Source organism: Hydrogenophaga palleronii NBRC 102513, assembly GCF_001571225.1.
In the GTDB taxonomy this organism is placed as follows: domain Bacteria; phylum Pseudomonadota; class Gammaproteobacteria; order Burkholderiales; family Burkholderiaceae_C; genus Hydrogenophaga; species Hydrogenophaga palleronii.
The window spans coordinates 141,014-161,434 of record NZ_BCTJ01000003.1; the positions used below are offsets into that span (position 1 = coordinate 141,014).

Below are 20,421 nucleotides of genomic sequence, written 5' to 3' on the forward strand. Positions count from 1 at the left end.
TTCGGGCCGGCCTCAGACCAGGCGCTCGATCCTGCGGTGCCGCCACACCAGTTGGTAGAAGGCACTCTGCAGCACCAGCATCACGATGTAGGCCACCGGGAACGCCACCCACACACCCGCCAGGCCCATGTGGGCGTCGAGCAGGTAGGCCACCGGCAGCTGCACCACCAGGATGCTGAAGACGGAGATCGCCATCGGCACCATCACCACGCCGCTGGCGCGCATGATGCCGCCCACCACCGCCTGGAAGCCGAACACCAGAATGCTCCACAGCATGATGTGCAGCAGGTGGTCGGCCTGCGCGAGCACCTCGGGCTGCGTCAGGAACAGGCCCAGCAGGAGGTTCGAGAGCGCATAACCGAGCAGCACCAGGCCACCGGTGATGACGGCGTTGAGCCACAGGCCGGTGCGCAGGATCGGGCTCAGGCGCTCCACGCGGCCTGCGCCGATGGACTGCGCTGCCAGGATGGAGGCGGTGATGGCAATCGACAGTGCCGGGAACTGCACGTAGTTGACGATCTGCGTCACCGCGCCGTAGGCCGCCGTGGCCTGCGAGCCGTGGCCGTTGACCAGCGCGAGGATGACCAGCTCGGACATCGAGATCACCACCATCTGCATGCCGGTCGGCAGGCCGATGCGCATCACCTTGCCGAGGATCACGCGGTCCAGCCGCAGCGCGGCGAGCAGTTCGCGGTCGAATGCCAGCACGTGCTTCAGCCGCCGCAGGCGCCAGACCAGAAAACCCAGCGCCGTCGCGTACGACACCAGCCCCGCATAAGCCGCACTCTGGATGCCCAGGCGCGGCAGGCCGAGCCAGCCCTGGATCAGCGCCGGCGTGACCAGCAGGCCGACCACCGTCGACAGCATCAGCGCGAACAGCGGCGACACGGTGTCGCTCACGCCGCGCAGCAACTGCGTGAACAGGATGAACACCAGCAGCACCGGCATGATGAGCAGCATCACACGCGCATAGGCCACGGCGTCGTCGATCACGTCCAGCGGCGTGCCCAGCGCCTGCAGGGCCGGGCGCGCAAACACCACGCCCAGCACCGCCGCCACCAGGCCGATCAGGGCGCCCAGCACCAGCGCCGTGCCGGCGATGGCCTTGACCTTGTGCGGCTCGCGCGCGCCCCAGGCCTGGCCAATCAACACCGAGGCACCGGCGCCGATGCCGATCACCAGCGAGATGAAGAAGAACACGATCGGGAACATGCCCGAGACCGCGGCCAGCGCGTGCGTGCCCAGCATCTGGCCGATGTAGATGCCGTTGATGGTGCCCTGCAGGCCCTGCAGGATGTTGGACAACACCATGGGCACGAGGAACACGAGGTAGATCCGCCAGAGCGGGCCTTTGGGAGCGGCGGGAGGGGAAGAAGCCATGAACGCTTTCAGAAAAAACGGGGGTCAGCCGGCTTGCGCCTCGCTGGGGTGTGGGGTATCGAACGCATCGCGCGCCAGCCAGGCCAGGTGCGCCTGCACGGCGGGTGGCCAGGCCGCGATGCGCTGGTGGAAGGCCTCGGCGTCCTGCGCGAACAGCGCACGCGAAGCTTCTTCAAAACCGGCGTAGCCGCTGGCGATGGCGCTCATGAAACGGTAGGCGCGCTCCTTGGCCAGGCGCGAGCCGTCGCGCGCGGCGTGCGTGCGGCGCGCTTCCTCCACCAGGCGGCGCAAGGCGGCCGAGGCGCCGCCGGGCTGGTGCGACAACCAGGCCCAGTGGCGCGGCAGCAGCGTCACCTCTCGCGCCACCACGCCCATGCGCGGCCGGCCCACCTGGGGTGCAGCGGCCGCGCTCGCGGCGGCCACCGGTTCTTCGTCGGGCGCTGCCGGCGCACCCGGCACTTCGGTCGGCCAGGGGTAGTCCACCTGGGCACCGCTCTGGTCGTCGAACACCAGCAGGCCGCCGGCGGAAAGGTCGAGCCCGGCCAGCGCACGGGCCACCTCGGGATAAGGGCCGAAGGCCACGCGCTGCCCTTGCAGAAAGGCGGTGCAACTCGGCAACAGGGGGATGGGAGAGGGATCGGTTTGCATGATGCCGCAGATTCTACCCGGGTCTTTTGTTTTTACCCGGGTTTATTTTCAACCCACCCCAAAAAAATACCTCGTGGGGCATTGGCGACAATACGGGGGCTCCGTCCTCTGCTTGATCAACACAAGCCCCACGACCATGATCCGCCTCTCCGAACTCAAACTCCCCCTGGCCGCCCTGCCGGCCGAAGAGCGCCGCGCCGCCGACGCACCGAGCGAAACCGACGACGACCGCCTGCCGCCGCCGCACCCGGTGGCCGCCCTCACCGCCCTGGCCGCGGACGCACTCGGCATTGCGCCGGAACAGATTGCCCACCTGCACGTCTTCAAGCGCAGCTTCGATGCGCGCAAGGCCGACCTGCTGGCGGTGTACATCGTCGACGTCACGCTGGGCGATCCGGCCCACACCGCCGCCCTGCTCGCCACCCACGCCGGCAAGCCGCATGTGCAGCCCACGCCCAACATGGCCTGGCACGCCCCCGGCCACGCACCCGCGCACTGGCCGGGGGACGAGAGCGAACGCCCGGTGGTGGTGGGCCTCGGGCCCTGCGGCCTGTTCACCGCATTGGCGCTGGCACAGATGGGGTTCAAGCCCATCGTGCTCGAACGCGGCAAGCCGGTGCGCGAGCGCACCAAGGACACCTGGGGCCTGTGGCGCAAGCAGGTGCTCAACCCCGAGAGCAACGTGCAGTACGGCGAGGGCGGCGCCGGCCTGTTCTCCGACGGCAAGCTCTACAGCCAGATCAAGGACCCGCGTTTCCTCGGCCGCAAGGTCATGCAGGAATTCGTCGATGCCGGCGCGCCGCCCGAAATCCTGTACACCGCGCACCCGCACATCGGCACCTTCAAGCTGGTGCGCGTGGTCGAGGCCATGCGCGAGAAGATCGTCGCGCTCGGTGGCGAAATCCGTTTCCAGCACCAGGTCAGCGGCATCACGCTGGCGCACGACGCCAACGGCCAGCAGCGCATCACGCAATTGCAAGTGCGCCGCTTCGAACACGGCGACACGGTGCAGATGCCGGTTCAGCACGTGGTGCTGGCGCTCGGCCACAGCTCGCGCGACACCTTCGCGCTGCTGTGGGACGCCGGCGTGTTCATGGAAGCCAAACCCTTCTCCGTCGGCTTCCGCATCGAGCACCCGCAGGGCGTGATCGACCGCGCGCGCTGGGGCCGCCACGCCGGCCACCCGCTGCTGGGCGCGGCCGACTACAAGCTGGTGCACCACGCGAAGAACGGGCGCGCGGTCTACAGCTTCTGCATGTGCCCGGGCGGCATGGTGGTGGCCGCCACCTCCGAGCCCGGCCGCGTGGTCACCAACGGCATGAGCCAGTACTCGCGCAACGAACGCAATGCCAACGCCGGCCTGGTGGTCGGCATCGAGCCGGTGGACTTTCCGCAAAGCTTCCCGCAGGACATGCCGCTGTGGACCGCCGCCTTCGGCGAGGCCGACGGCACACGTTACGCGGGCCAGGCGCAGCAGCTCGCCGCGCAAGGCAAGCCGCACCCGCTGGCCGGCATCGTGCTGCAGCGTGAACTCGAAGCGCGCGCCTACACGCTGGGTGGCGGCACCTACGAAGCACCGGGCCAGCTGGTGGGCGACTTCCTGCTGCAGCGTCCGTCCAGCGCGCTCGGCGAGGTGATGCCCTCGTACCAGCCGGGTGTGAAGCTGGGTGACCTCGCCCCCGCCCTGCCCGCCTACGCCATCGAGGCCATGCGCGAGGCGGTGCCGGTGTTCGGCCGCAAGATCAAGGGCTACGACATGGCCGACGCGGTGCTCACCGGCGTGGAAACACGCACCTCGTCGCCACTGCGCCTCACGCGGGGCGACGACTGCCAGAGCCTGAACACGCGCGGCCTGTACCCGGCCGGCGAAGGCGCGGGTTACGCCGGCGGCATCCTGTCGGCCGGTGTGGACGGGCTGAAAGTGGCCGAGGCGCTGGCGCGCGAACTGCTCACGGGCGCTTGAGGAAATCCACCGCCAGCGCGGCCAGCGAGCGCGCGCCCACCGGCAACTGGGCTTCGTCGATGTCGAACAGCGGCGAGTGGTTGGACGGCGCCTTGGCGAAGTCCTGCCCCTGCTGCGGCGCGCCCAGGAAGTAGAAGAAGCCCGGCACCACTTTCTGGAACTCCGAGAAGTCTTCCGAGCCGCTGACCTTGGGAATGATCATGACCTTGCCGCCCATGGTCTCGCGCAACGCAGGCAACGAAGCCTCGGTGAGCGCGGCCGGGTTGGTGGTGACGGGGTAGGCCACCGGCCCGAAGGTGACACGCGCCTTGGCGCCGCTGGAGGCGGCGATGGATTCGGCGGTGGTCACGATGCGCTTCATCGCCTCGGCGCGCATCTCTTCGTCGAAGGTGCGCAGCGTGCCCAGCATCTCCACGCTGTCGGGAATGATGTTGTAGCGCGTGCCGCCGTGAATCGAGCCGATGGTGATCACCGCCGGCTCCTTGCTGATGTTGAGCTGGCGGCTCACCACCGTCTGCAGGCCCAGCACCACCTGGCTGGACGCCACCACCGGATCGACCGCCATCCAGGGCGAAGACCCGTGGCCGCCACGGCCGTCGATCTGGATGCTCAAACTGTCGGACCCGGCCATCAGCGGGCCGCTGCGGTAACCCACCACACCCGAAGGCAGGTTGGAGGTGATGTGCAGGCCGTAGATGGCCTGCACGTCTTTCAGCGCACCGGCCTCCACCATGGACTTGGCACCGAAGCTCGGCACCTTGCCATTGGAGTCCGGCACCACCGGCGCACCCTCTTCAGCCGGCTGGAAGATGAACTTCACCGTGCCGGGCAGGCGTGCGCGCATGCCGGCCAGCGCTTCGGCCGCGCCCATCAGCATGGCCACATGGGCGTCGTGGCCGCAGGCGTGCATCACCGGCACTTCCTTGCCGTGGTACTGCGCCTTCTGTTTCGACGCGAACGGCAGGCCGGTCTTTTCTTCCACCGGCAGCGCGTCCATGTCGGCGCGCAGCGCCACCACCTTGCCCGGCAGGCCGCCGCGCAGCGTGCCCACCACGCCGGTGCCGCCCACGCCGGTCTGCACCTCCATCCCCAGGTGGCGCAGGTGGGCGGCCACCAGCTTGGCGGTGCGCTCTTCCTGGCCCGAGAGTTCAGGGTGTTCGTGGATGTCGCGCCGCCAGGCCACCATCTTCGGTGCCAGCGCGTTGACGGCGGTCTCGATCTGCTGGAAGCCGGCGGCGTCGAGCGACTGCGCGGCAGCGGGCAGCGTGAGCGTCAGCACCGAGCTGGCCAGCAGGGCCGAAGCGAGCGTGGAAGGCGTGAAAGACAGGCGCATCGTGAAGGGTCCGTGACGGGATGATGAAGCCGCCCATGCTACGGGTGGCAGCCCCCTTTGGCAAAGCTAATATCGCCATTCAGCAAGCCGATCCAGCCACCCCGCCACCCATGCCCGCCCCCAAGCCTTTCGTGATCGACATCGCCGTGCTGCCCGACAGCGCACCCGGCCATGCGCTGGCGCTGGTGGAGTTGCTGCGCACCGCCAACCTGCTGGCCCGCCTGCGCCTGGGTGCACGCGCGCCGCGCATGGCCTGGCGCTTCGTGCAGGCCGGCGGCCAGCCGCTGCCGGCCGAAACCGGCCTGCTGCGTGGCCTGGCCGCCGAAGGCGATGGGGGCGACACACCGGCCAGCGCGCTCTTCATCCCGCCGCTGCACCTGGCCGAGATCCCGTCCATCCGCGAAACGGTGCGCGCACAGCGTGCGCTCGGCCAGCGCGTCGCGCATCTGGTCGACACCGGCGGCCTGGTCTGCACGCTGGGCAACGCCGCCTGGTTCGCCGCCTTCAGCGGGCGGCTGGACCACCACCGCCTGGCGCTCGCCTGGTACTACGTCGCCGCCATCGCCCGCGACGCGCCCGGCCTGCGGCCCGTGGCCGGCCAGGGCTTCTGCGAAGACGGCGCCTGGCTCAGCGCGGCCTACCCCGGCGACCTCGGCCCGCTCGCCATCGCGCTCACCCGGCGCGCACTCGGGGCCGATGCGGCGCAGGCGCTGGCCGTCGTGCTGCAGCCCGACCGCGAACGCGAAAGCGCCGCCGCCCAGGCCTCGCACGCCATCCCGAACACACGCGACAGCACGCTGGCGCGCGCCATCGCCTGGATGGAGCAGCATGTGGAGCAGCCCTACGATCTGGCCGCCCTGGCCACCGCCGCCGCGGTGAGCCCACGCACCCTGCTGCGCCACTTCCGGCAGGAGCTCGGGCACTCGCCGCTGGACCACCTGCACGCCCTGCGCTGCGCCCGCGCCCGGGTGCTGCTGGAGATCACGCTGGAGAGCGTGCCCACCGTTGCCGTGGCCTGCGGCTACGCCGACCCGGCGGCATTCCGGCGCATCTTCGTGCGCCACACCGGCCTGACGCCCTCGGCCTACCGCGAACGCCACGCCCTGCGCGCGCCGCGCAGGCGCTGGCGGGTGGACACCGGCGCCAGCGCCGACGCCGCCCTGGCGGCCCTGCGCCTGGCCGCCAAACGGCCGGGAACTGCGTAAGACGACACGAATCTTTACATGGGGTGCATGTGCAATTGACACAAGCGGCGCATGCTCCACGCATCCCACAGGAGACCCTCATGAAAACCCCCGTTCTGATCCCCGTGATGACCGGCCTGCTCGCCCTCGCCGGCAGTGGTCTGGCGCAGGCGCAGGATGAACAAGGCCGCGTCATCAGCAGCACGCCCGTGATCCAGCAGGTGGCCGTGCCGCGCGAGGTGTGCGGCGACCAGCAGGTGACCTACCCCGGCCAGAAATCCGGCGCCGGCGCGCTGCTCGGCGGCATCGCCGGTGGTGCGATGGGCAATGCCATCGGCGACGGCAGCGGCCGTGCCGCCGCCACCGTGATCGGCCTGATCGGCGGCGCGATGCTGGGCAACCGCATCGAAGGCCCGAGCCAGCCCTACACCGAAACCTACCGCCAGTGCGGCACGCAGACCTTCTACGAAAACCGCACCGTGGCCTACGACGTGGTCTACGAGTACGCCGGCCGCCAGTACCGCACGCAGATGCCGCAAGACCCGGGCCGCTACGTGCGCCTGAACGTCTCGCCGGCCGACGCCATGCCCATGCCGCCGCCCCCGCCGCCGGCCGTGGTCTACCCCTCGTACCAGCCCCAGGTGCAGTACGTGGAGCCGAGCACCCGCATCACCATCGGCACCACCTACTACCCGCACCCCGGCACGGTGATGCCGATCCACGGCTACCGCTGGGGTCCGGGTTACCAGCCACGCCCACGCAACGACGTCTACATCGACCGCCGCGACCGCCGTGACAACTGGCGCCACGACAACCGCCCGGACAACCGGCCCGACAACGGCCGCTGGGAACGGGAACTGCAACGGGAACGCAACCGCTGAGACCAACGAGGCCCTGGGCCCAAGCCCCAACAAAAAAGCGACCCGAGGGTCGCTTTTTTTATGGCCGGCAAACAAACCTTCAGAGATCCATCGCCAGCGCCCTTTCGTGGTGAGCCGTCAAGCGAAGCGCATCCGGCGCAAGTGCCTTCATCCAGGGGCATCAAGGGACGGCTCAGCCGGCCCAAGATGCCGCCCCCCCTCGAAGCGCCGCAGGCGCGCCACGGAGGGGGGAAGCCGCGTCAGCGGCGCAGGGGGGAGTCAGTTCCGTTGCAGCGCAGCGATGCGCTCTTCGATCGGCGGGTGGGTCGAGAACAGCTTGCCCAGGTTGCCGGTGATGCCCAGCGCCTGCATGGTCTTGGGCAGTTCGCCCGGCGTCAGGCCACCCAGGCGGGCCAGCGCGTTGATCATGGGCTGCTTGCGCCCCATCAGGTCGGCGGCACCGGCGTCGGCGCGGTACTCGCGCTGGCGGCTGAACCAGGCCACGATGATGGCGGCCAGAAAACCGAGCACGATGTCCATCACCACCGTGGTGATCATGTAGCCAATGCCGGGGCCGGAGTTGTTGTCGCTGCCGCGGCGCAGGAAGGCATCCACGGCGTAGCCAATGACGCGGCTCAGGAACACGACGAAGGTGTTCATCACGCCCTGGATCAGCGTCATGGTGACCATGTCACCGTTGGCCACGTGGGCCACCTCGTGGCCGATCACCGCCTCGACCTCTTCCTTGGTCATGTTCTGCAGCAGGCCGGTGGACACCGCCACCAGGGCCGAGTTCTTGAACGCGCCGGTGGCGAAGGCATTGGGTGCGCCGTCGAAGATGGCGACCTCGGGCATGCCGATGCCGGCCTTGTCGGCGAAGCGGCGCACGGTTTCCACGATCCAGGCTTCGTCGGCATTCTGCGGCTGGTTGATCACGCGCGCGCCGGTGCTGCGCTTGGCCATGAACTTGCTCATCAGCAGCGAGATGGTGGCGCCGCCGAAACCGATGACCAGCGAGAAGATCGCCAGGCGTGGCAGATCCAGGCCGTTGGCCGTGAGGAAACGGTCCACGCCCAGCAGGCGGGTGGTGATCAGCAACACCGCCATCACGGCGAAGTTGGTCAGGAGAAATAGCACAACACGTTTCATGGGGACTCCGGTTTTTCTGTGTCGAATTCTGTGTCGAAGGCAGACAGCGGGATGATAAGTGGGGCCGGTGGCGGCACTGTTCAAGCGCCACCGCGCAACGATTTCCGGCCCCCTGGCATCAGACCTGCGGCAACAGGAAGCGGCGCTCCCAGGCGCTGATCTCGTTCAGGAAGCTGTCGTGCTCCAGCGCCTTGACCGCCACGTATGCGCGCACGAAACGCTCTCCGAGCAACCGCGGCGCATGGCCGCTCTGCGCCATTTGTTCGTGGGCGGCGGAAAAAGTTCGCGGCAATCCGCGCGGCAGGTCATACCCGTTGCCCTGCACCGGCGCGCCCGGCGACAGGCGCTCTTCCATGCCCGCCAGGCCAGCGGCCAGCGTCGCGGCCATGGCCAGGTACGGGTTGGCGTCGGCGCCGGCCAGGCGGTTCTCCACCCGGCGCGCCACCGGCGGGCTGACCGGCACGCGCAGGCCGGCGGTGCGGTTGTCGTGGCCCCACTCGACGTTGATCGGCGCCTGGCTGCCCGTCACATAACGCCGGTAGGAGTTGACGGTGGGTGCGTAGATCAGCGTGAGATCGGGCGTGTAGGCCTGCAGGCCGGCGATGTAATGCAGGAAGGCCTCGCTCTCGCTGCCGTCGGCCTGGCTGAAGATGTTGCGGCCTTGCGCGTCCACCACGCTCTGGTGCAGGTGCATCGAGCTGCCGGCCTCGCCGGCCAGCGGCTTGGCCATGAAGACCGCGTTCAGCCCGTGCTGCAGCGCGATCTCGCGCGCGGCGGTCTTGAACAGGAAGGCCTGGTCGGCCACCGCCACCGGGTCGCCATGCAGCAGGTTGATTTCGTACTGGCTGGGCCCGACCTCGTGCAGCCAGGTGTCGGCGCGGATGCCCAGCGCATCGATGGCGGCGTGGAACGCGTCCCAGAACGGCGCCAGCTCGTTGAGTGCATTCAGGCTGAAGGCCGACTGGCCCACCTCGGGCCGGCCACCGCGCCCGAGCGGCGCGCTCAGCGGCTGCGTGGGGTCGGTCATGGCGGCGGTCAGGTAGAACTCGATCTCGGGCGCCACCACCGGCGTGAGGCCGCGCGCCTGGTAACGCGCCACCACGTTCTTCAGCACCGAGCGCGGCGCAAACTCGCACAGGCTGCCGTCCAGCTCCACGCAGTCGTGCACCGCGAGGTAACGCGGCACGCTGGCCCAGGGCGCACGCAGCAGCGTGGCCAGGTCGGGCACCAGGCGCACGTCGGGGTCGCTGTCGGGAAAGATCGGGTCGTAGGAGTACTCGCCGGTCACGCACTGCATGGGAATGGCCTGGCAGATGCGCAGTTCGCCGCCAGCGGCAAAGCTGGCCGCCGGCATCAGCTTGCCGCGTGGGTAACCGGTGACGTCGGCGAACAGGCACTCCACGTCGCGCACGCCGCTGGCGCGGAAATGCGCCGCGAGCTCGGCGCGGTCGGCGTCCTGCGCCAGGTTCAGGCGGGACCAGGAAGTGATGGCGGTGGCGGCGGGCTGGGTGGTCATGCTTTGTCCATCAGGGCGTTGGCGGGGCGCGGCGGTCGGAACACGCTGGCGTCGGCATAGTAAGCGGGATCGTGGTTGTCCGGGCACCAGCCCGGCACGCCCAGCACCGGCAGCGGCGTGAAGGGTTTGCCGGCCAGCAGCGGCGCGTTCAGGCACCCGGCCAGCCAGCCATCCCAGGCCACGAGGTCGTCACCCAGGTGCAGGGGCACCGGTTCGCGGAACACGTGGGCCGTGATGGATTTGTAGGGCGTGACCAGTTTTTCCAGCAGCGCATGGCCGAACAGCACCAGCCGCGCCTCGGCCCACAGCGGGCGCAGCGTCACGCACAGGCGAAACCAGTCGCGCGCCAGCAAGGCGTCCCACAAGGCCGGCGGCGCCTGCAGCAGCGCGGCGTTTTCGTCGAACAGGGTCAGCGCGTCGCGCACCGGGCCACGCACGGCACCCACACCCGCCGCCGCGATCTGCGCCGCCTGCAGGTGGTTGAGCCGCTGCTTGGTGAGCGGAAAACGCAACCAGCACAGGCCGTTGAAAAAGTCGTGCAGGTTGTTGCGCGTGGGCACGCAGCCGGTGTCGAAGATGAACTGCTCGTAGGCGGTACCGGCGGGCAGCTCGGTTTGCGGGACGAAGCGCTTCGGGCACGGGCCCAAGCGATTTAAAACCTCGTGGTGTTCATAGCCAAACCCGGCATGCCAGACACAGGATTCTGCAGTCACACGGTACGGTACATACCACTCGGCACTCCAGTCGATCAAAGAGTCATCTTCCCGACAAGCGATGTTGTGTTTCACAAGCCCAGAGTCGCCAGGAAGTGACGCTTGTCGCGCGCACTAACCTTCGAAGTACCCTCATCGCGCAAATCAAAAGCTCCACTTGCCGCCAACAATTTGGTCAAGGTGGCGTACCCATAGTTGCGCGCATCGAAGGATGTTTTGTTGCCAATGTGTGTCCCCACAAGGCCCACTTTGGCCCAACCATCCTCGTCTTCACACGCAATGACCGCTCCTCTGAGCAGGCTGATCAACTTGGCGTCTTTGGCCAACTGGGCGGGTGAGATTCGCAGGTTTTGTGCGGGCTTGGCAACGGCAACTGTCGCGTCCTTCGCAGCAGGCGCCTCGACTGCCGCTGCCACCTCGACAGGCTCTACAACGCCCAGACGATCCAGGTACAGGAACCGGGAGCACGCATTCACAAAAGGTTCGGGTGTCTTCTGAGCACCAAAGCCGTAAACGGCCGCGCCCTTGGCTCGCAGATGCATCACCAGCGGTGTGAAGTCGGCGTCCGACGACACGATGCCGAAAGCGTCGGGGCGGTCGGTGTAGAGCAACTCCAATGCATCGATCACCATCGCCATGTCGCTGGCATTCTTTCCCTTCGAATAGTCAAACTGCTGCATCGGTCGAATGGCATGCTCATGCAGCTTTTCCTCCCAACTTTTCAGCTCGTTCTTCTTCCAGTTGCCGTAAGCGCGACGGACATTGGTCACGCCGAACGTCGACAGTTCGGTCAGGATGGCGTCGATTTTGGCTGCCGGCGAATTGTCGGCATCGATCAACAGCGCAATATGCGCCTCCGATCGTGTCGAGTCGCGTGCACTCACACCACCCTCCACGGCAGCGCCTCACCACCACGCAGTGGCTTGAGGTCGGCTTCGCCGAAGCGGAAGCTCTCGGGCGTGGTCCAGCTTTCGCGCTTCAGGGTGATGGTGCCGCTGTTGCGTGGCCGGCCGTAGAAGGCCGGGCCGTTGAAGCTGGCGAAGGCTTCGAGCTGGTCGAGAGCACCCGCGTTGTCGAAGGCTTCGGCGTACATCTCGATCGCGGCGTGCGCGGTGTAGCAGCCGGCGCAGCCCAGGGCGTGTTCCTTCAGGTGCGCGGCGTGCGGCGCGCTGTCGGTGCCGAGGAAGAAGCGGTCGCTGCCGCTGGTGGCGGCGGCCACCAGGGCCTGGCGGTGGGTCTCGCGCTTGAGCACCGGCAGGCAGTAGTAGTGCGGGCGGATGCCGCCGGTGAAGATGGCGTTGCGGTTGTAGAGCAGGTGGTGCGCGGTCAGCGACGCGGCGGTGAAGGGACCGGCCTGGCCCACGTACTGCGCGGCTTCTTTCGTGGTGATGTGCTCCATCACGATCTTCAGTTCGGGAAAGTCGCGCCGCAGCGGGATCAGTTGCTGGTCGATGAAGACGGCCTCGCGGTCGAACAGGTCAACCTCGGGGTTGGTCACCTCGCCGTGCACCAGCAGCAGCAGGCCGGCGCGCTGCATGGCTTCCAGCGTTTTATAGGTCTTGCGGATGTCGGTCACGCCGGCGTCGCTGTTGGTGGTGGCACCGGCCGGGTAGAGCTTGAGGGCCACCACGCCGGCGTCCTTCGCACGCACGATCTCTTCGGGCGGCAGGTTGTCGGTGAGGTAGAGCGTCATCAGCGGCTCGAAGTCCACGCCCGCCGGCACTGCGGCCTGGATGCGCTCGCGGTAGGCCACGGCCAGGGCGGCGGTGGTCACCGGCGGCCGCAGGTTGGGCATGATGACGGCGCGCCCGACCTGGGCGGCGGAGTGTGGCACCGTGGTGCGCAAGGCGTCGCCGTCGCGCACGTGCAGGTGCCAGTCGTCGGGGCGGGTGATGGTGAGGGTGTCGATGGCGCGGTTCATGGCCGTATTGTCCCATTCGGCGGCGCCGGCACGGCGCGTGAGAAGGGGCGCCGCAGCGCCCCTGTGATGTCCAGTGCCCCCAAGGAGTCGCCTGCTCACCCCGGCTACGGCGCGACGTGCATGCATCCAGAGCACCCGAGGATCCGGCTTCGCCGGTCCCAGGGTGCGCCCCCCTTCAGGGGGGTCGCGCGAAGCGCTGCGGGGGGTGCTCCCTCAATGCGCCAGGATCTTGTTCAGGAAGTCCTTGGTCCGCGGCTGGCGGGCTTCGGGGTGGTTGAAGAAGTCGTCCTTGGAGCAGTCTTCCAGGATCTTGCCGCCCACGTCCATGAAGATCACGCGGTTACTGACCTTGCGTGCAAAACCCATTTCGTGCGTCACGCACATCATGGTCATGCCTTCGTTGGCCAGGCCAATCATCACGTCCAGCACCTCGCCGACCATTTCCGGATCGAGCGCGGAGGTGGGTTCGTCGAACAGCATCACGATCGGGTCCATCGACAGCGCGCGCGCAATCGCCACACGCTGCTGCTGGCCACCCGAGAGCTGGCCCGGGAACTTGTCCTTGTGGGCGATCAGGCCCACGCGCTCCAGCATCTTCAGGCCGCGCTTCTTGGCATCGTCGGCCGAACGACCGAGCACCTTGATCTGCGCGATGGTGAGGTTCTCGGTCACCGACAGGTGCGGGAACAGCTCGAAATGCTGGAACACCATGCCGACGCGGCTGCGCAGCTTGGGCAGGTTGGTCTTGGGGTCGTGCACGGCGATGCCGTCGACCGTGATCTCGCCCTTCTGGAAGGGTTCGAGCGCGTTGATGGTCTTGATGAGGGTGGACTTGCCGGAGCCCGACGGGCCGCAGACCACCACCACTTCACCCTTCTGGATGTTGGTGGAGCAATCGGTCAGCACCTGGACGCTGCCGTACCACTTGGAGACGTTCTTGAGTTCAATCATGGCTATTCCTGGGTTTCGGTTGCATCAACGGATGATGGCGATCTTCTTGTGCAGTTGTTTGACGGCCCACGACAGCGCGAAGCAGATGACGAAGTACGCCACCGCCGCCGCCAGATAGGCCTCGATCGGGCGGCCGTAGTTCTTGCCGGCGATCTCGAAGCCCTTGAGCATGTCGTAGGCGCCGATGGCATAGACCAGCGAGGTGTCCTGGAACAGGATGATGGTCTGCGTGAGCAGCACCGGCAGCATGTTGCGGAAGGCCTGCGGGAGCACCACCAGTTTCATGTTCTGGCCGTAGGTCATGCCCAGCGCCTGGCCCGCATGCACTTGGCCACGCGCGATCGACTGGATGCCGGCGCGCATGATCTCGCTGAAGTAGGCAGCCTCGAAGGCGATGAAGGTGACTACCGCCGACACCTCGGCACCGATCGGCCGCCCGATCAGCAGCGGCACCAGCAGGAAGAACCACAGGATCACCATCACCAGCGGAATGCTGCGCATGCCGTTGACATAGATGGTGGCCGGCGTGTCCAGCCACTTCTTGCCCGACAGCCGCATCAGCGCCAGGATGGTGCCGAACAGGATGCCGCCGATGGTGGCCACGATGGTCAGCATGACGCTGAAGTACAGGCCCTTCAGCACGAAGTTGCTGATCAGGTCCCAGTTGTAGAAGGAAAAGTCCAGGCTGATGAGGTTCATCTCAGTGGCCTCCCGATCCGCCGGCCACGACAAAGCCCGGTATGCGCGCGCGTCTTTCGATGAACGCCATGATGCGGTTGATGGCGAACGCCGAGATCACGTACAGCGCGGTCACGGCGAGGTACACCTCGACGCCGCGCGAGGTTTCTTCCTGCGCCTGCATGGCGAACATGGTGAGCTCGGCCACCGACACCGCGAACGCCACCGAGGAGTTCTTGAAGATGTTCATGGTCTCGCTGGTGAGCGGCGGGATGATGATGCGAAACGCCATCGGCAGCAGCACGTAGCGGTAGTACTGGAAGGTGGTGAAGCCCATCGCCATGCCCGCGTAACGCTGGCCGCGGGGCAAGGTCTGGATGCCCGAGCGCACCTGCTCGGCAATGCGCGCCGAGGTGAAGAAGCCGAGCGCAAACACCACCAGCACGAAGCCGGACACACCGCGCAGCACCGGGAAGATCGCCGGCATCACGTGGTACCAGAGGAAGATCTGCACCAGCAGCGGGATGTTGCGGAACAACTCCACCCAGGCATTGCCCAGCCGCACCACCATTGGCCGGTCGGGCAGCGTGCGCAGCGTGCCGATCACCACCCCCAGCACCACCCCCAGCACCAGCGCCAGCAGCGAGACCGACACCGTCCAGCCCCAGGCCGACAACATCCAGTCGAGGTAGGTGATGTCGCCTCCCTTGCCAAAGCAGCCCTGTACGGGCTGCCGCTCGATGGTGTCCTCGCAGAACACCTGCCAATCCCAGGCCATATGCGCCCCTTTTCTCTTTCTTGTGTCCAGCCCGACCAACGCACTGCAACGCCCGAGCTGCTACGAAAACGCCCCTTCAAATGTGGCATTTGAAGGGGCGTGCCTGAAGCAATGAACCTTATTTGACTTCGTACTCTTCCATCGGCTTGTCGTTCGGGTTGGCCCAGGCTGCCTTGGTGGCGGCGGAAGCGGGCAGACCGATCTTCACGTTTGCTGGCGGGATGGGTTGCAGGAACCACTTGTCGTACAGCTTGGCGAGCGAGCCGTCGGCGATCTGGCGCTTGATGCTGTCGTCCACGGCCTTCTTGAAGGCCGGGTCATCCTTGCGCAGCATGCAGGCGATGGGTTCCACCGACAGCACTTCGCCGACCATCTTGTAGTCGTTGGGGCTCTTGGACTTGGAGGCATTGGCCGCCAGGATGGAGCCGTCCATCACGAAAGCGTCGGCACGGCCGGACTCGAGCAGCAGGAAGCTGTCGGCGTGGTCCTTGCCCAGCACTTCCTTGAAGTCGATGCCTTCGGCGCGCTTGTTGCGGCGCAGGGTCTGCACCGAGGTGGTGCCGGTGGTGGTGGCCACGGTCTTGCCCTTGAGGTCGGCAATGCCGTTGATGCCCGAACTGGTCTTGGTCAGGATGCGGACTTCTTCCACGTAGGTGGTGACCGCAAAAGACACGTCCTTCTGACGCGTTGCGTTGTTGGTGGTGGAGCCGCATTCCAGATCCACGGTGCCGTTCTGCACCAGCGGGATGCGGTTTTGCGAGGTCACGGGCTGGTACTTGATGTCCAGCTTGGGCAGGCCGAGCTGCTTCTGGATGTCCGCCAGAACGATTTCACCCATTTCGGTGTGGAAGCCGACGTACTTGCCGTTGCCCAGCGTATAGCCCAGGCCCGACGACTCACGCACGCCCAGAGACACGCTGCCGGACGCCTTGATCTTGGCCAGCGTGTCGCCGGCTTGTGCAAAGGCGCTGCTGGCGGCCAAGGTGGTAATGGCCAGGGCGAGCAGGTGTTTTTTCATAAGGATCTCCTTTAGTGAAACAGAACGATGAAACGGTTTGCGATGGGACAGCATTCGGAGGATGCATCGGTGCATCATGCTCCTGACGCAAGCTTCGTTCCACCCGGGAATTCCCACCCTGCAAGCAGCGGAACCCGCGACTGTAATCAGCGCTCCAATGGCACGCCAATGCCGAATGCAGAGGCGGTCATGCAAACCGTTCATGTCCGAATTTACCCCAATGGCGGGGGCGGTCGAATCGGTCTAGGCGCCCAAGCGACAAACGCCCTCAGGCGTTTTCCAGCTGCTGGCGCAGGTCGTTCCAGAACTTCTCCACCGGGCCCTTGGCCTTGCGCGCGACCGGGCGCTCCCGGTACAGGCGGATGTCCAGCGCGGTCTCCAGCGAGCCACCGGCCGGCACCAGCTTGCGCGCCCGCACTTCCTTGCGCACCGCGCTGGCCGGCAGGAAGGCGATGCCGTGGCCTTCCAGCGCCATGGCCTTGAGGCCCTCGGCCATGTCGGTCTCGTAGATGCGGTCCAGGTGCACCGGCGTGGCGCTTTGTTTGAGCATCTGCTCCACCGCCCGCCCCAGGTAGGCGCCAGGCGCGTAGGCCAGGTAGGGCAACAGCTGCTGGGGCGTGCCGGGCAGGGTGTGCAGCGGCTCACCGTGCGCGTCCGGCTGCACATAGGGCGACAGCATCTCGGTGCCCAGGTGCAGCATCTCGTAGCGCGCGGCGTCGAGCTGGATCGGTTGCGAGGCGTGGTGGTAGGCAATCAGCAGGTCGCAACTGCCCTCCACCAGGCGCATCACCGCGTCGTGCACGTTGAGCGCGATCAGGCGGCTCTTGATCGGCCCGCAGTGCTCGCGCAGGCCCGACAGCCAGGATGGGAAAAACGTGAACGCCAGGGTGTGCGGCACGGCGAACTCGATCACGTCCTGCGCTGCGGCGGTGTGGGCGCGCAGCGTGGCGCGGGTGCTCTGCAGCGCCTGCAGCATCTCCAGCGCCTGGTCGTACAGGGTCTGGCCGGCGGGCGTCAGGCGCGTGGGATAGGAGGAGCGGTCCACCAGGTCGGTGCCGGCCCAGGCCTCCAGCGACTGGATGCGGCGCGAAAAAGCGGGCTGCGTCACGTGCCGCAGCTGCGCCGACCGGCTGAAGCTGCGGGTTTCAGCGAGGCTGACGAAATCTTCGAGCCATTTGGTTTCCATGAAACGCGATTATGGAGCGACGGCCGCCTCCGAACCGCTCTGCTGCAACGCCCACATGCCCGCATACACGCCATCCCGGGCCACCAGCTCGGCGTGGGTGCCGCGCTCCACGATCTCGCCGTGCACCAGCACCAGGATCTCGTGCGCATCGACCACGGTGGACAGGCGGTGCGCGATCACCAGGGTGGTCTTGTTGCGCGCCGCGCTTTTCAGCTCGCCCTGGATCGCGCGTTCGTTGGCCGAGTCCAGCGCCGAGGTGGCTTCGTCGAAGATCACGATCGGCGGGTTCTTCAGCAGGGTGCGGGCAATCGCCACCCGCTGCTTCTCGCCGCCCGAGAGCTTGAGGCCGCGCTCGCCGACCATGGTGGCGTAGCCCAGCGGCAGGCGCTCGATGAAGGGGTGGATGTGCGCCGCCTGCGCCGCCTGCACCGCCGCCGCATGCCCGGCGTCGGGCCGGCCGTAGAGGATGTTGTATTCGATGGTGTCGTTGAACAGCACGGTGTCCTGCGGCACGATGCCGATGGCCTGGCGCACGCTGGCCTGGGTCACGGCCTTGATGTCCTGGCCGTCGATGGTGATGCGCCCGCCCTCCTGCGCGTTGCTGACGTCATAGAAGCGGTACAGCAGGCGCGCCAGCGTGCTTTTGCCCGAGCCGGACGGGCCGACCACCGCCACCGTCTTGCCGGCCGGGATCTCGAAACTGATGCCGTGCAAGATCTCGCGCGCCGGCTCATAGGAGAAGCGCACGTTCTCGAAGCGCACCGCCGGCGGGCCGGCGAGCCGCAGTGGCAAGGCACCCGGCGCGTCGGCGATCTCGCGCTCTTTCTCCAGCAGCGAGAACATCTTCTCCAGGTCGGTCAGGCTCTGCTTGATCTCGCGGTAGAGCACGCCCAGGAAACCGAGCGGGATGTAGAGCTGGATCATGAAGGCGTTGACCATCACCAGGTCGCCCAGCGTGAGCTGGCCGCTGACCACACCCTGGGTGGCGCGCCAGAGCATCAGCACCAGGGCCACCGCGATCACCAGTTGCTGGCCGGCGTTGAGCATCGACAGCGTGGTCTGGCTCTTGATGCGCGCGCGGCGGAGTTTCTCCAGCGCCTCGTCGTAGCGCCGGCCTTCAAAGCCTTCGTTGTTGAAGTACTTGACGGTTTCGTAGTTCAGCAGCGAGTCGATGGCGCGGCTCTGGCTGGTGGACTCCAGCTCGTTCATGGTGCGGCGGAACTGGCTGCGCCACTCGGTCACGATCACGGTGAAGGTGATGTAGAACACCAGCGCCGCCGCCGTGATCCAGACATAACCCATGTCGAACCGGGTGCCCAGCAGGGTGAGCACCATGATGACCTCGATCAGCGTCGGGATGATGCTGTAGAGCGAGTACGAGATGAGCGACTGCACGCCGCGCGTGCCGCGCTCGATGTCGCGCGTCATGCCGCCGGTCTGGCGCTCCAGGTGAAAGCGCAGGCTGAGCGCGTGCAGGTGGCCGAACACCTGCAGCGAGATGCTGCGCGTCGCGCCCTCGGTGGCCTTGGCAAACACCAGTTCGCGCAGTTCGGTGAACACGCTGGTGGACAGGCGCAGCAGGCCATAGGCCAGCAGCAGGCTCAGCGGCACCACCAGCATCGACTCGACGCTGCCGGGCTGGATGGTCATCGCATCCACCAGCTGCTTGAGCAGCAGCGGCACGCTCACGTTGGCGGCCTTGGCCGCCACCATGAAGCCCAGCGCCAGCGCCACGCGCAGCTTGTACTGCCACAGGTAGGGCAGCAGGCGCTTGAGGGTGCGCCAGTCGGAACGCGGCGGGGTCGGGGTGCCCGGTGCGCCAGGGCTGGCCGGGGGTGCGAGAGCGGAACGGGCGGAGGAGTCGGGGCGCATGCGGGAGAATATGAAACCAGTTCAGAGATTGTGCCCATGTCCCCCCATTCAAGCCCCACCCCACAAACCGCCCTGCCCACCGACCGCGAGCTGGTGCTCAAAGTCATTCCCATGCCGGGTGACACCAACGGCAACGGCGACATCTTCGGCGGCTGGGTCATGGCCCAGGTCGACCTCGCCGGCTCGGTGCTGCCGGCGCGTTACACGCGTGGCCGCTTCGCCACCGTGGCAGTAAACGAGTTCATCTTCAAGCAGCCGGTGCGGGTGGGTGACCTGCTGAGCTTTTTTGCCCATGTGTCGCGCGTGGGCCGCACCTCGGTCACGGTGCAGGTCGAGGTGTATGCCGAACGCATGTCGGCGCAGGGCCAGTACGTGAAGGTGACCGAGGCCAGCCTGACCTATGTGGCCATCGACCTCGAAGGCCGGCCGCGCCCGATCCCGCGCGAAAGCCTGGACCAGCTCGGCCAGCCGGGCTGAGCCCGCGCGGCGTCAGCCCGCCGGCCAGCGCGCCCGCCAGGTGCTGTAGATGTGCGCCGCCAGCGCCTGGCTGCCGGCCAGGTGTTGCAGCGTGCCGGCGTGCATCGACGCCGGGTCCTGCACGCTGTCGCGGTGCAGCAGCACCTTGACCGGGTAGGCCTGGCCCGGGTTCTCGAGCCAGGCCTTGATCTTGGCGGGGTCGATTTCGATGTGGAACTGCATGCCCAGGTGCGGGCCGATGGCAAACGCCTGGTGCGCGCAGGCGGGCGACGCCGCCAGCGACTCGGCGCCGGGCGGCAAGGCCACGAAACTGTCCTCGTGCCACTGGTACACCGTGTGTTCGCGCGGCTCGCCGAACCACTCGCGGGCCGCCGCGCTGTCGTTGTGCGTGAGCGGCCACCAGCCGATCTCGGGCTGCGACAGGCGCTCGACCCGCCCGCCAAAGGCGCGCGCCATCAGCTGGCCGCCCAGGCAGTGGCCGATCACCGGAATGCCCAGCGCATCGGCCTCGCGGATCAGGGCTTCTGCGCGGCGCAAGGACGGGCGGTCGTCGTTCGCGCTCCAGGCGCCGCCGAGCACCGCCAGGCCGCGGTAACCCCGCACCGACTCGGGATACGGTTCGCCGGCCTCGGCACAGCGCAGGTCCCAGCGGATGCCTTGCGCGTCCAGCCACTCGCCCAGGTAGGCGGGGCCGTCTTCGATCAGGTGTTGCAACACCAGCACCTCGGCGCCGGTGGAAGGGAATGAAGCGCTCATGCCGCCATCATAGGCAGGCGCGGTGCACTGGCGCGAAG

At 67.4% G+C, this 20,421-nt stretch carries 19 protein-coding genes; 4 read left to right on the forward strand and 15 right to left on the reverse strand.

Going from position 1 to position 20,421, the window contains the following annotated elements:
- Positions 1 to 12: 12 nt before the first annotated feature.
- Together HPA01S_RS04205 and HPA01S_RS04210 are read right to left on the reverse strand one after the other, a co-directional pair.
- Entirely contained in the window at positions 13 to 1,380 is a 1,368-nt protein-coding gene (locus HPA01S_RS04205; protein WP_066267053.1) for an MATE family efflux transporter, read from the reverse strand.
- A 24-nt stretch (positions 1,381 to 1,404) separates the two neighbouring features.
- On the reverse strand, positions 1,405 to 2,028 hold the full coding sequence (locus HPA01S_RS04210; RefSeq protein ID WP_066267055.1) for a DUF2239 family protein: 624 nt from the start codon (positions 2,026 to 2,028) through the stop codon (positions 1,405 to 1,407).
- Positions 2,029 to 2,164: 136 nt separating this feature from the next.
- On the opposite strand from HPA01S_RS04210, the gene HPA01S_RS04215 reads away from it, so the two are divergent.
- Positions 2,165 to 3,991 carry an NAD(P)/FAD-dependent oxidoreductase gene (locus HPA01S_RS04215; RefSeq protein ID WP_066267059.1) on the forward strand — a complete coding sequence of 609 codons (1,827 nt, stop codon included), beginning with the start codon at positions 2,165 to 2,167 and terminating at the stop codon, positions 3,989 to 3,991.
- Here the strand turns inward: HPA01S_RS04215 and HPA01S_RS04220 are convergent.
- Positions 3,978 to 5,324: an amidohydrolase gene (locus tag HPA01S_RS04220; protein WP_066267061.1), complete on the reverse strand. Its 1,347-nt coding sequence runs from the start codon at positions 5,322 to 5,324 to the stop codon at positions 3,978 to 3,980. The genes HPA01S_RS04215 and HPA01S_RS04220 overlap by 14 nt on opposite strands.
- Positions 5,325 to 5,434: 110 nt before the next feature.
- On the opposite strand from HPA01S_RS04220, the gene HPA01S_RS04225 reads away from it, so the two are divergent.
- Together HPA01S_RS04225 and HPA01S_RS04230 are read left to right on the forward strand one after the other, a co-directional pair.
- On the forward strand, positions 5,435 to 6,529 hold the full coding sequence (locus HPA01S_RS04225; RefSeq protein WP_066267063.1) for a GlxA family transcriptional regulator: 1,095 nt from the start codon (positions 5,435 to 5,437) through the stop codon (positions 6,527 to 6,529).
- Between the two features lie 80 nt (positions 6,530 to 6,609).
- Positions 6,610 to 7,389, forward strand: a complete 780-nt coding sequence (locus tag HPA01S_RS04230) for a glycine zipper 2TM domain-containing protein (RefSeq protein ID WP_066267066.1) — start codon at positions 6,610 to 6,612, stop codon at positions 7,387 to 7,389.
- 258 nt (positions 7,390 to 7,647) lie between these two features.
- Here HPA01S_RS04230 and htpX read toward each other — a convergent pair whose 3' ends face one another.
- From htpX to HPA01S_RS04285, 11 genes are all read right to left on the reverse strand, one after another.
- Positions 7,648 to 8,517, reverse strand: coding sequence for a protease HtpX (htpX, locus tag HPA01S_RS04235; RefSeq protein ID WP_066267067.1), 870 nt, complete (start codon positions 8,515 to 8,517; stop codon positions 7,648 to 7,650).
- A gap of 118 nt (positions 8,518 to 8,635) precedes the next feature.
- Complete coding sequence (locus tag HPA01S_RS04240; protein ID WP_218005322.1) at positions 8,636 to 10,033, reverse strand: glutamine synthetase family protein; 1,398 nt, start codon at positions 10,031 to 10,033, stop codon at positions 8,636 to 8,638.
- Complete coding sequence (locus HPA01S_RS04245) at positions 10,030 to 10,785, reverse strand: DUF3025 domain-containing protein (protein WP_084360453.1); 756 nt, start codon at positions 10,783 to 10,785, stop codon at positions 10,030 to 10,032. The genes HPA01S_RS04240 and HPA01S_RS04245 overlap by 4 nt, the downstream gene beginning before the upstream one ends.
- A 32-nt stretch (positions 10,786 to 10,817) precedes the next feature.
- A complete protein-coding gene (locus tag HPA01S_RS04250) occupies positions 10,818 to 11,594 on the reverse strand; it encodes an NYN domain-containing protein (RefSeq protein ID WP_174525278.1) in 777 nt (258 codons plus the stop codon).
- A gap of 32 nt (positions 11,595 to 11,626) precedes the next feature.
- Complete coding sequence (pyrC, locus tag HPA01S_RS04255) at positions 11,627 to 12,667, reverse strand: dihydroorotase (protein WP_066267071.1); 1,041 nt, start codon at positions 12,665 to 12,667, stop codon at positions 11,627 to 11,629.
- A gap of 213 nt (positions 12,668 to 12,880) precedes the next feature.
- On the reverse strand, positions 12,881 to 13,618 hold the full coding sequence (locus tag HPA01S_RS04260) for an amino acid ABC transporter ATP-binding protein (RefSeq protein ID WP_066267083.1): 738 nt from the start codon (positions 13,616 to 13,618) through the stop codon (positions 12,881 to 12,883).
- 24 nt (positions 13,619 to 13,642) lie between these two features.
- Complete coding sequence (locus HPA01S_RS04265) at positions 13,643 to 14,317, reverse strand: amino acid ABC transporter permease (RefSeq protein WP_066267085.1); 675 nt, start codon at positions 14,315 to 14,317, stop codon at positions 13,643 to 13,645.
- A gap of 1 nt (position 14,318) precedes the next feature.
- Positions 14,319 to 15,074, reverse strand: coding sequence for an amino acid ABC transporter permease (locus HPA01S_RS04270; protein ID WP_066267087.1), 756 nt, complete (start codon positions 15,072 to 15,074; stop codon positions 14,319 to 14,321).
- A gap of 118 nt (positions 15,075 to 15,192) precedes the next feature.
- On the reverse strand, positions 15,193 to 16,092 hold the full coding sequence (locus HPA01S_RS04275; RefSeq protein ID WP_066267089.1) for an amino acid ABC transporter substrate-binding protein: 900 nt from the start codon (positions 16,090 to 16,092) through the stop codon (positions 15,193 to 15,195).
- A 268-nt stretch (positions 16,093 to 16,360) separates the two neighbouring features.
- Positions 16,361 to 17,278, reverse strand: coding sequence for a LysR substrate-binding domain-containing protein (locus HPA01S_RS04280; protein WP_066267090.1), 918 nt, complete (start codon positions 17,276 to 17,278; stop codon positions 16,361 to 16,363).
- Positions 17,279 to 17,287: 9 nt separating this feature from the next.
- Positions 17,288 to 19,150 (reverse strand): ABCB family ABC transporter ATP-binding protein/permease, encoded by a 1,863-nt coding sequence (locus HPA01S_RS04285; RefSeq protein WP_066267092.1) that lies wholly within the window; start codon positions 19,148 to 19,150, stop codon positions 17,288 to 17,290.
- A 36-nt stretch (positions 19,151 to 19,186) separates the two neighbouring features.
- Here HPA01S_RS04285 and HPA01S_RS04290 point away from each other — a divergent pair, with 36 nt between their 5' ends.
- A complete protein-coding gene (locus HPA01S_RS04290; protein WP_066267097.1) occupies positions 19,187 to 19,627 on the forward strand; it encodes an acyl-CoA thioesterase in 441 nt (146 codons plus the stop codon).
- Between the two features lie 12 nt (positions 19,628 to 19,639).
- Here HPA01S_RS04290 and HPA01S_RS04295 read toward each other — a convergent pair whose 3' ends face one another.
- Positions 19,640 to 20,383, reverse strand: a complete 744-nt coding sequence (locus HPA01S_RS04295) for a type 1 glutamine amidotransferase (protein ID WP_066267099.1) — start codon at positions 20,381 to 20,383, stop codon at positions 19,640 to 19,642.
- Positions 20,384 to 20,421: the final 38 nt, after the last annotated feature.

Excerpts from the sequence above, each read along its gene's own strand:
- HPA01S_RS04285 (WP_066267092.1), bottom strand. The coding sequence starts at position 19,150 with ATGCGCCCCGACTCCTCCGCCCGTTCCGCTCTCGCACCCCCGGCCAGC.
- HPA01S_RS04280 (WP_066267090.1), bottom strand. The coding sequence starts at position 17,278 with ATGGAAACCAAATGGCTCGAAGATTTCGTCAGCCTCGCTGAAACCCGC.
- HPA01S_RS04240 (WP_218005322.1), bottom strand. The coding sequence starts at position 10,033 with ATGACCACCCAGCCCGCCGCCACCGCCATCACTTCCTGGTCCCGCCTG.
- HPA01S_RS04215 (WP_066267059.1), top strand. The coding sequence starts at position 2,165 with ATGATCCGCCTCTCCGAACTCAAACTCCCCCTGGCCGCCCTGCCGGCC.
- HPA01S_RS04225 (WP_066267063.1), top strand. The coding sequence starts at position 5,435 with ATGCCCGCCCCCAAGCCTTTCGTGATCGACATCGCCGTGCTGCCCGAC.
- htpX (WP_066267067.1), bottom strand. The coding sequence starts at position 8,517 with ATGAAACGTGTTGTGCTATTTCTCCTGACCAACTTCGCCGTGATGGCG.
- HPA01S_RS04295 (WP_066267099.1), bottom strand. The coding sequence starts at position 20,383 with ATGAGCGCTTCATTCCCTTCCACCGGCGCCGAGGTGCTGGTGTTGCAA.
- pyrC (WP_066267071.1), bottom strand. The coding sequence starts at position 12,667 with ATGAACCGCGCCATCGACACCCTCACCATCACCCGCCCCGACGACTGG.
- HPA01S_RS04290 (WP_066267097.1), top strand. The coding sequence starts at position 19,187 with ATGTCCCCCCATTCAAGCCCCACCCCACAAACCGCCCTGCCCACCGAC.
- HPA01S_RS04205 (WP_066267053.1), bottom strand. The coding sequence starts at position 1,380 with ATGGCTTCTTCCCCTCCCGCCGCTCCCAAAGGCCCGCTCTGGCGGATC.
- HPA01S_RS04220 (WP_066267061.1), bottom strand. The coding sequence starts at position 5,324 with ATGCGCCTGTCTTTCACGCCTTCCACGCTCGCTTCGGCCCTGCTGGCC.
- HPA01S_RS04275 (WP_066267089.1), bottom strand. The coding sequence starts at position 16,092 with ATGAAAAAACACCTGCTCGCCCTGGCCATTACCACCTTGGCCGCCAGC.
- HPA01S_RS04270 (WP_066267087.1), bottom strand. The coding sequence starts at position 15,074 with ATGGCCTGGGATTGGCAGGTGTTCTGCGAGGACACCATCGAGCGGCAG.
- HPA01S_RS04265 (WP_066267085.1), bottom strand. The coding sequence starts at position 14,317 with ATGAACCTCATCAGCCTGGACTTTTCCTTCTACAACTGGGACCTGATC.
- HPA01S_RS04260 (WP_066267083.1), bottom strand. The coding sequence starts at position 13,618 with ATGATTGAACTCAAGAACGTCTCCAAGTGGTACGGCAGCGTCCAGGTG.
- HPA01S_RS04230 (WP_066267066.1), top strand. The coding sequence starts at position 6,610 with ATGAAAACCCCCGTTCTGATCCCCGTGATGACCGGCCTGCTCGCCCTC.
- HPA01S_RS04210 (WP_066267055.1), bottom strand. The coding sequence starts at position 2,028 with ATGCAAACCGATCCCTCTCCCATCCCCCTGTTGCCGAGTTGCACCGCC.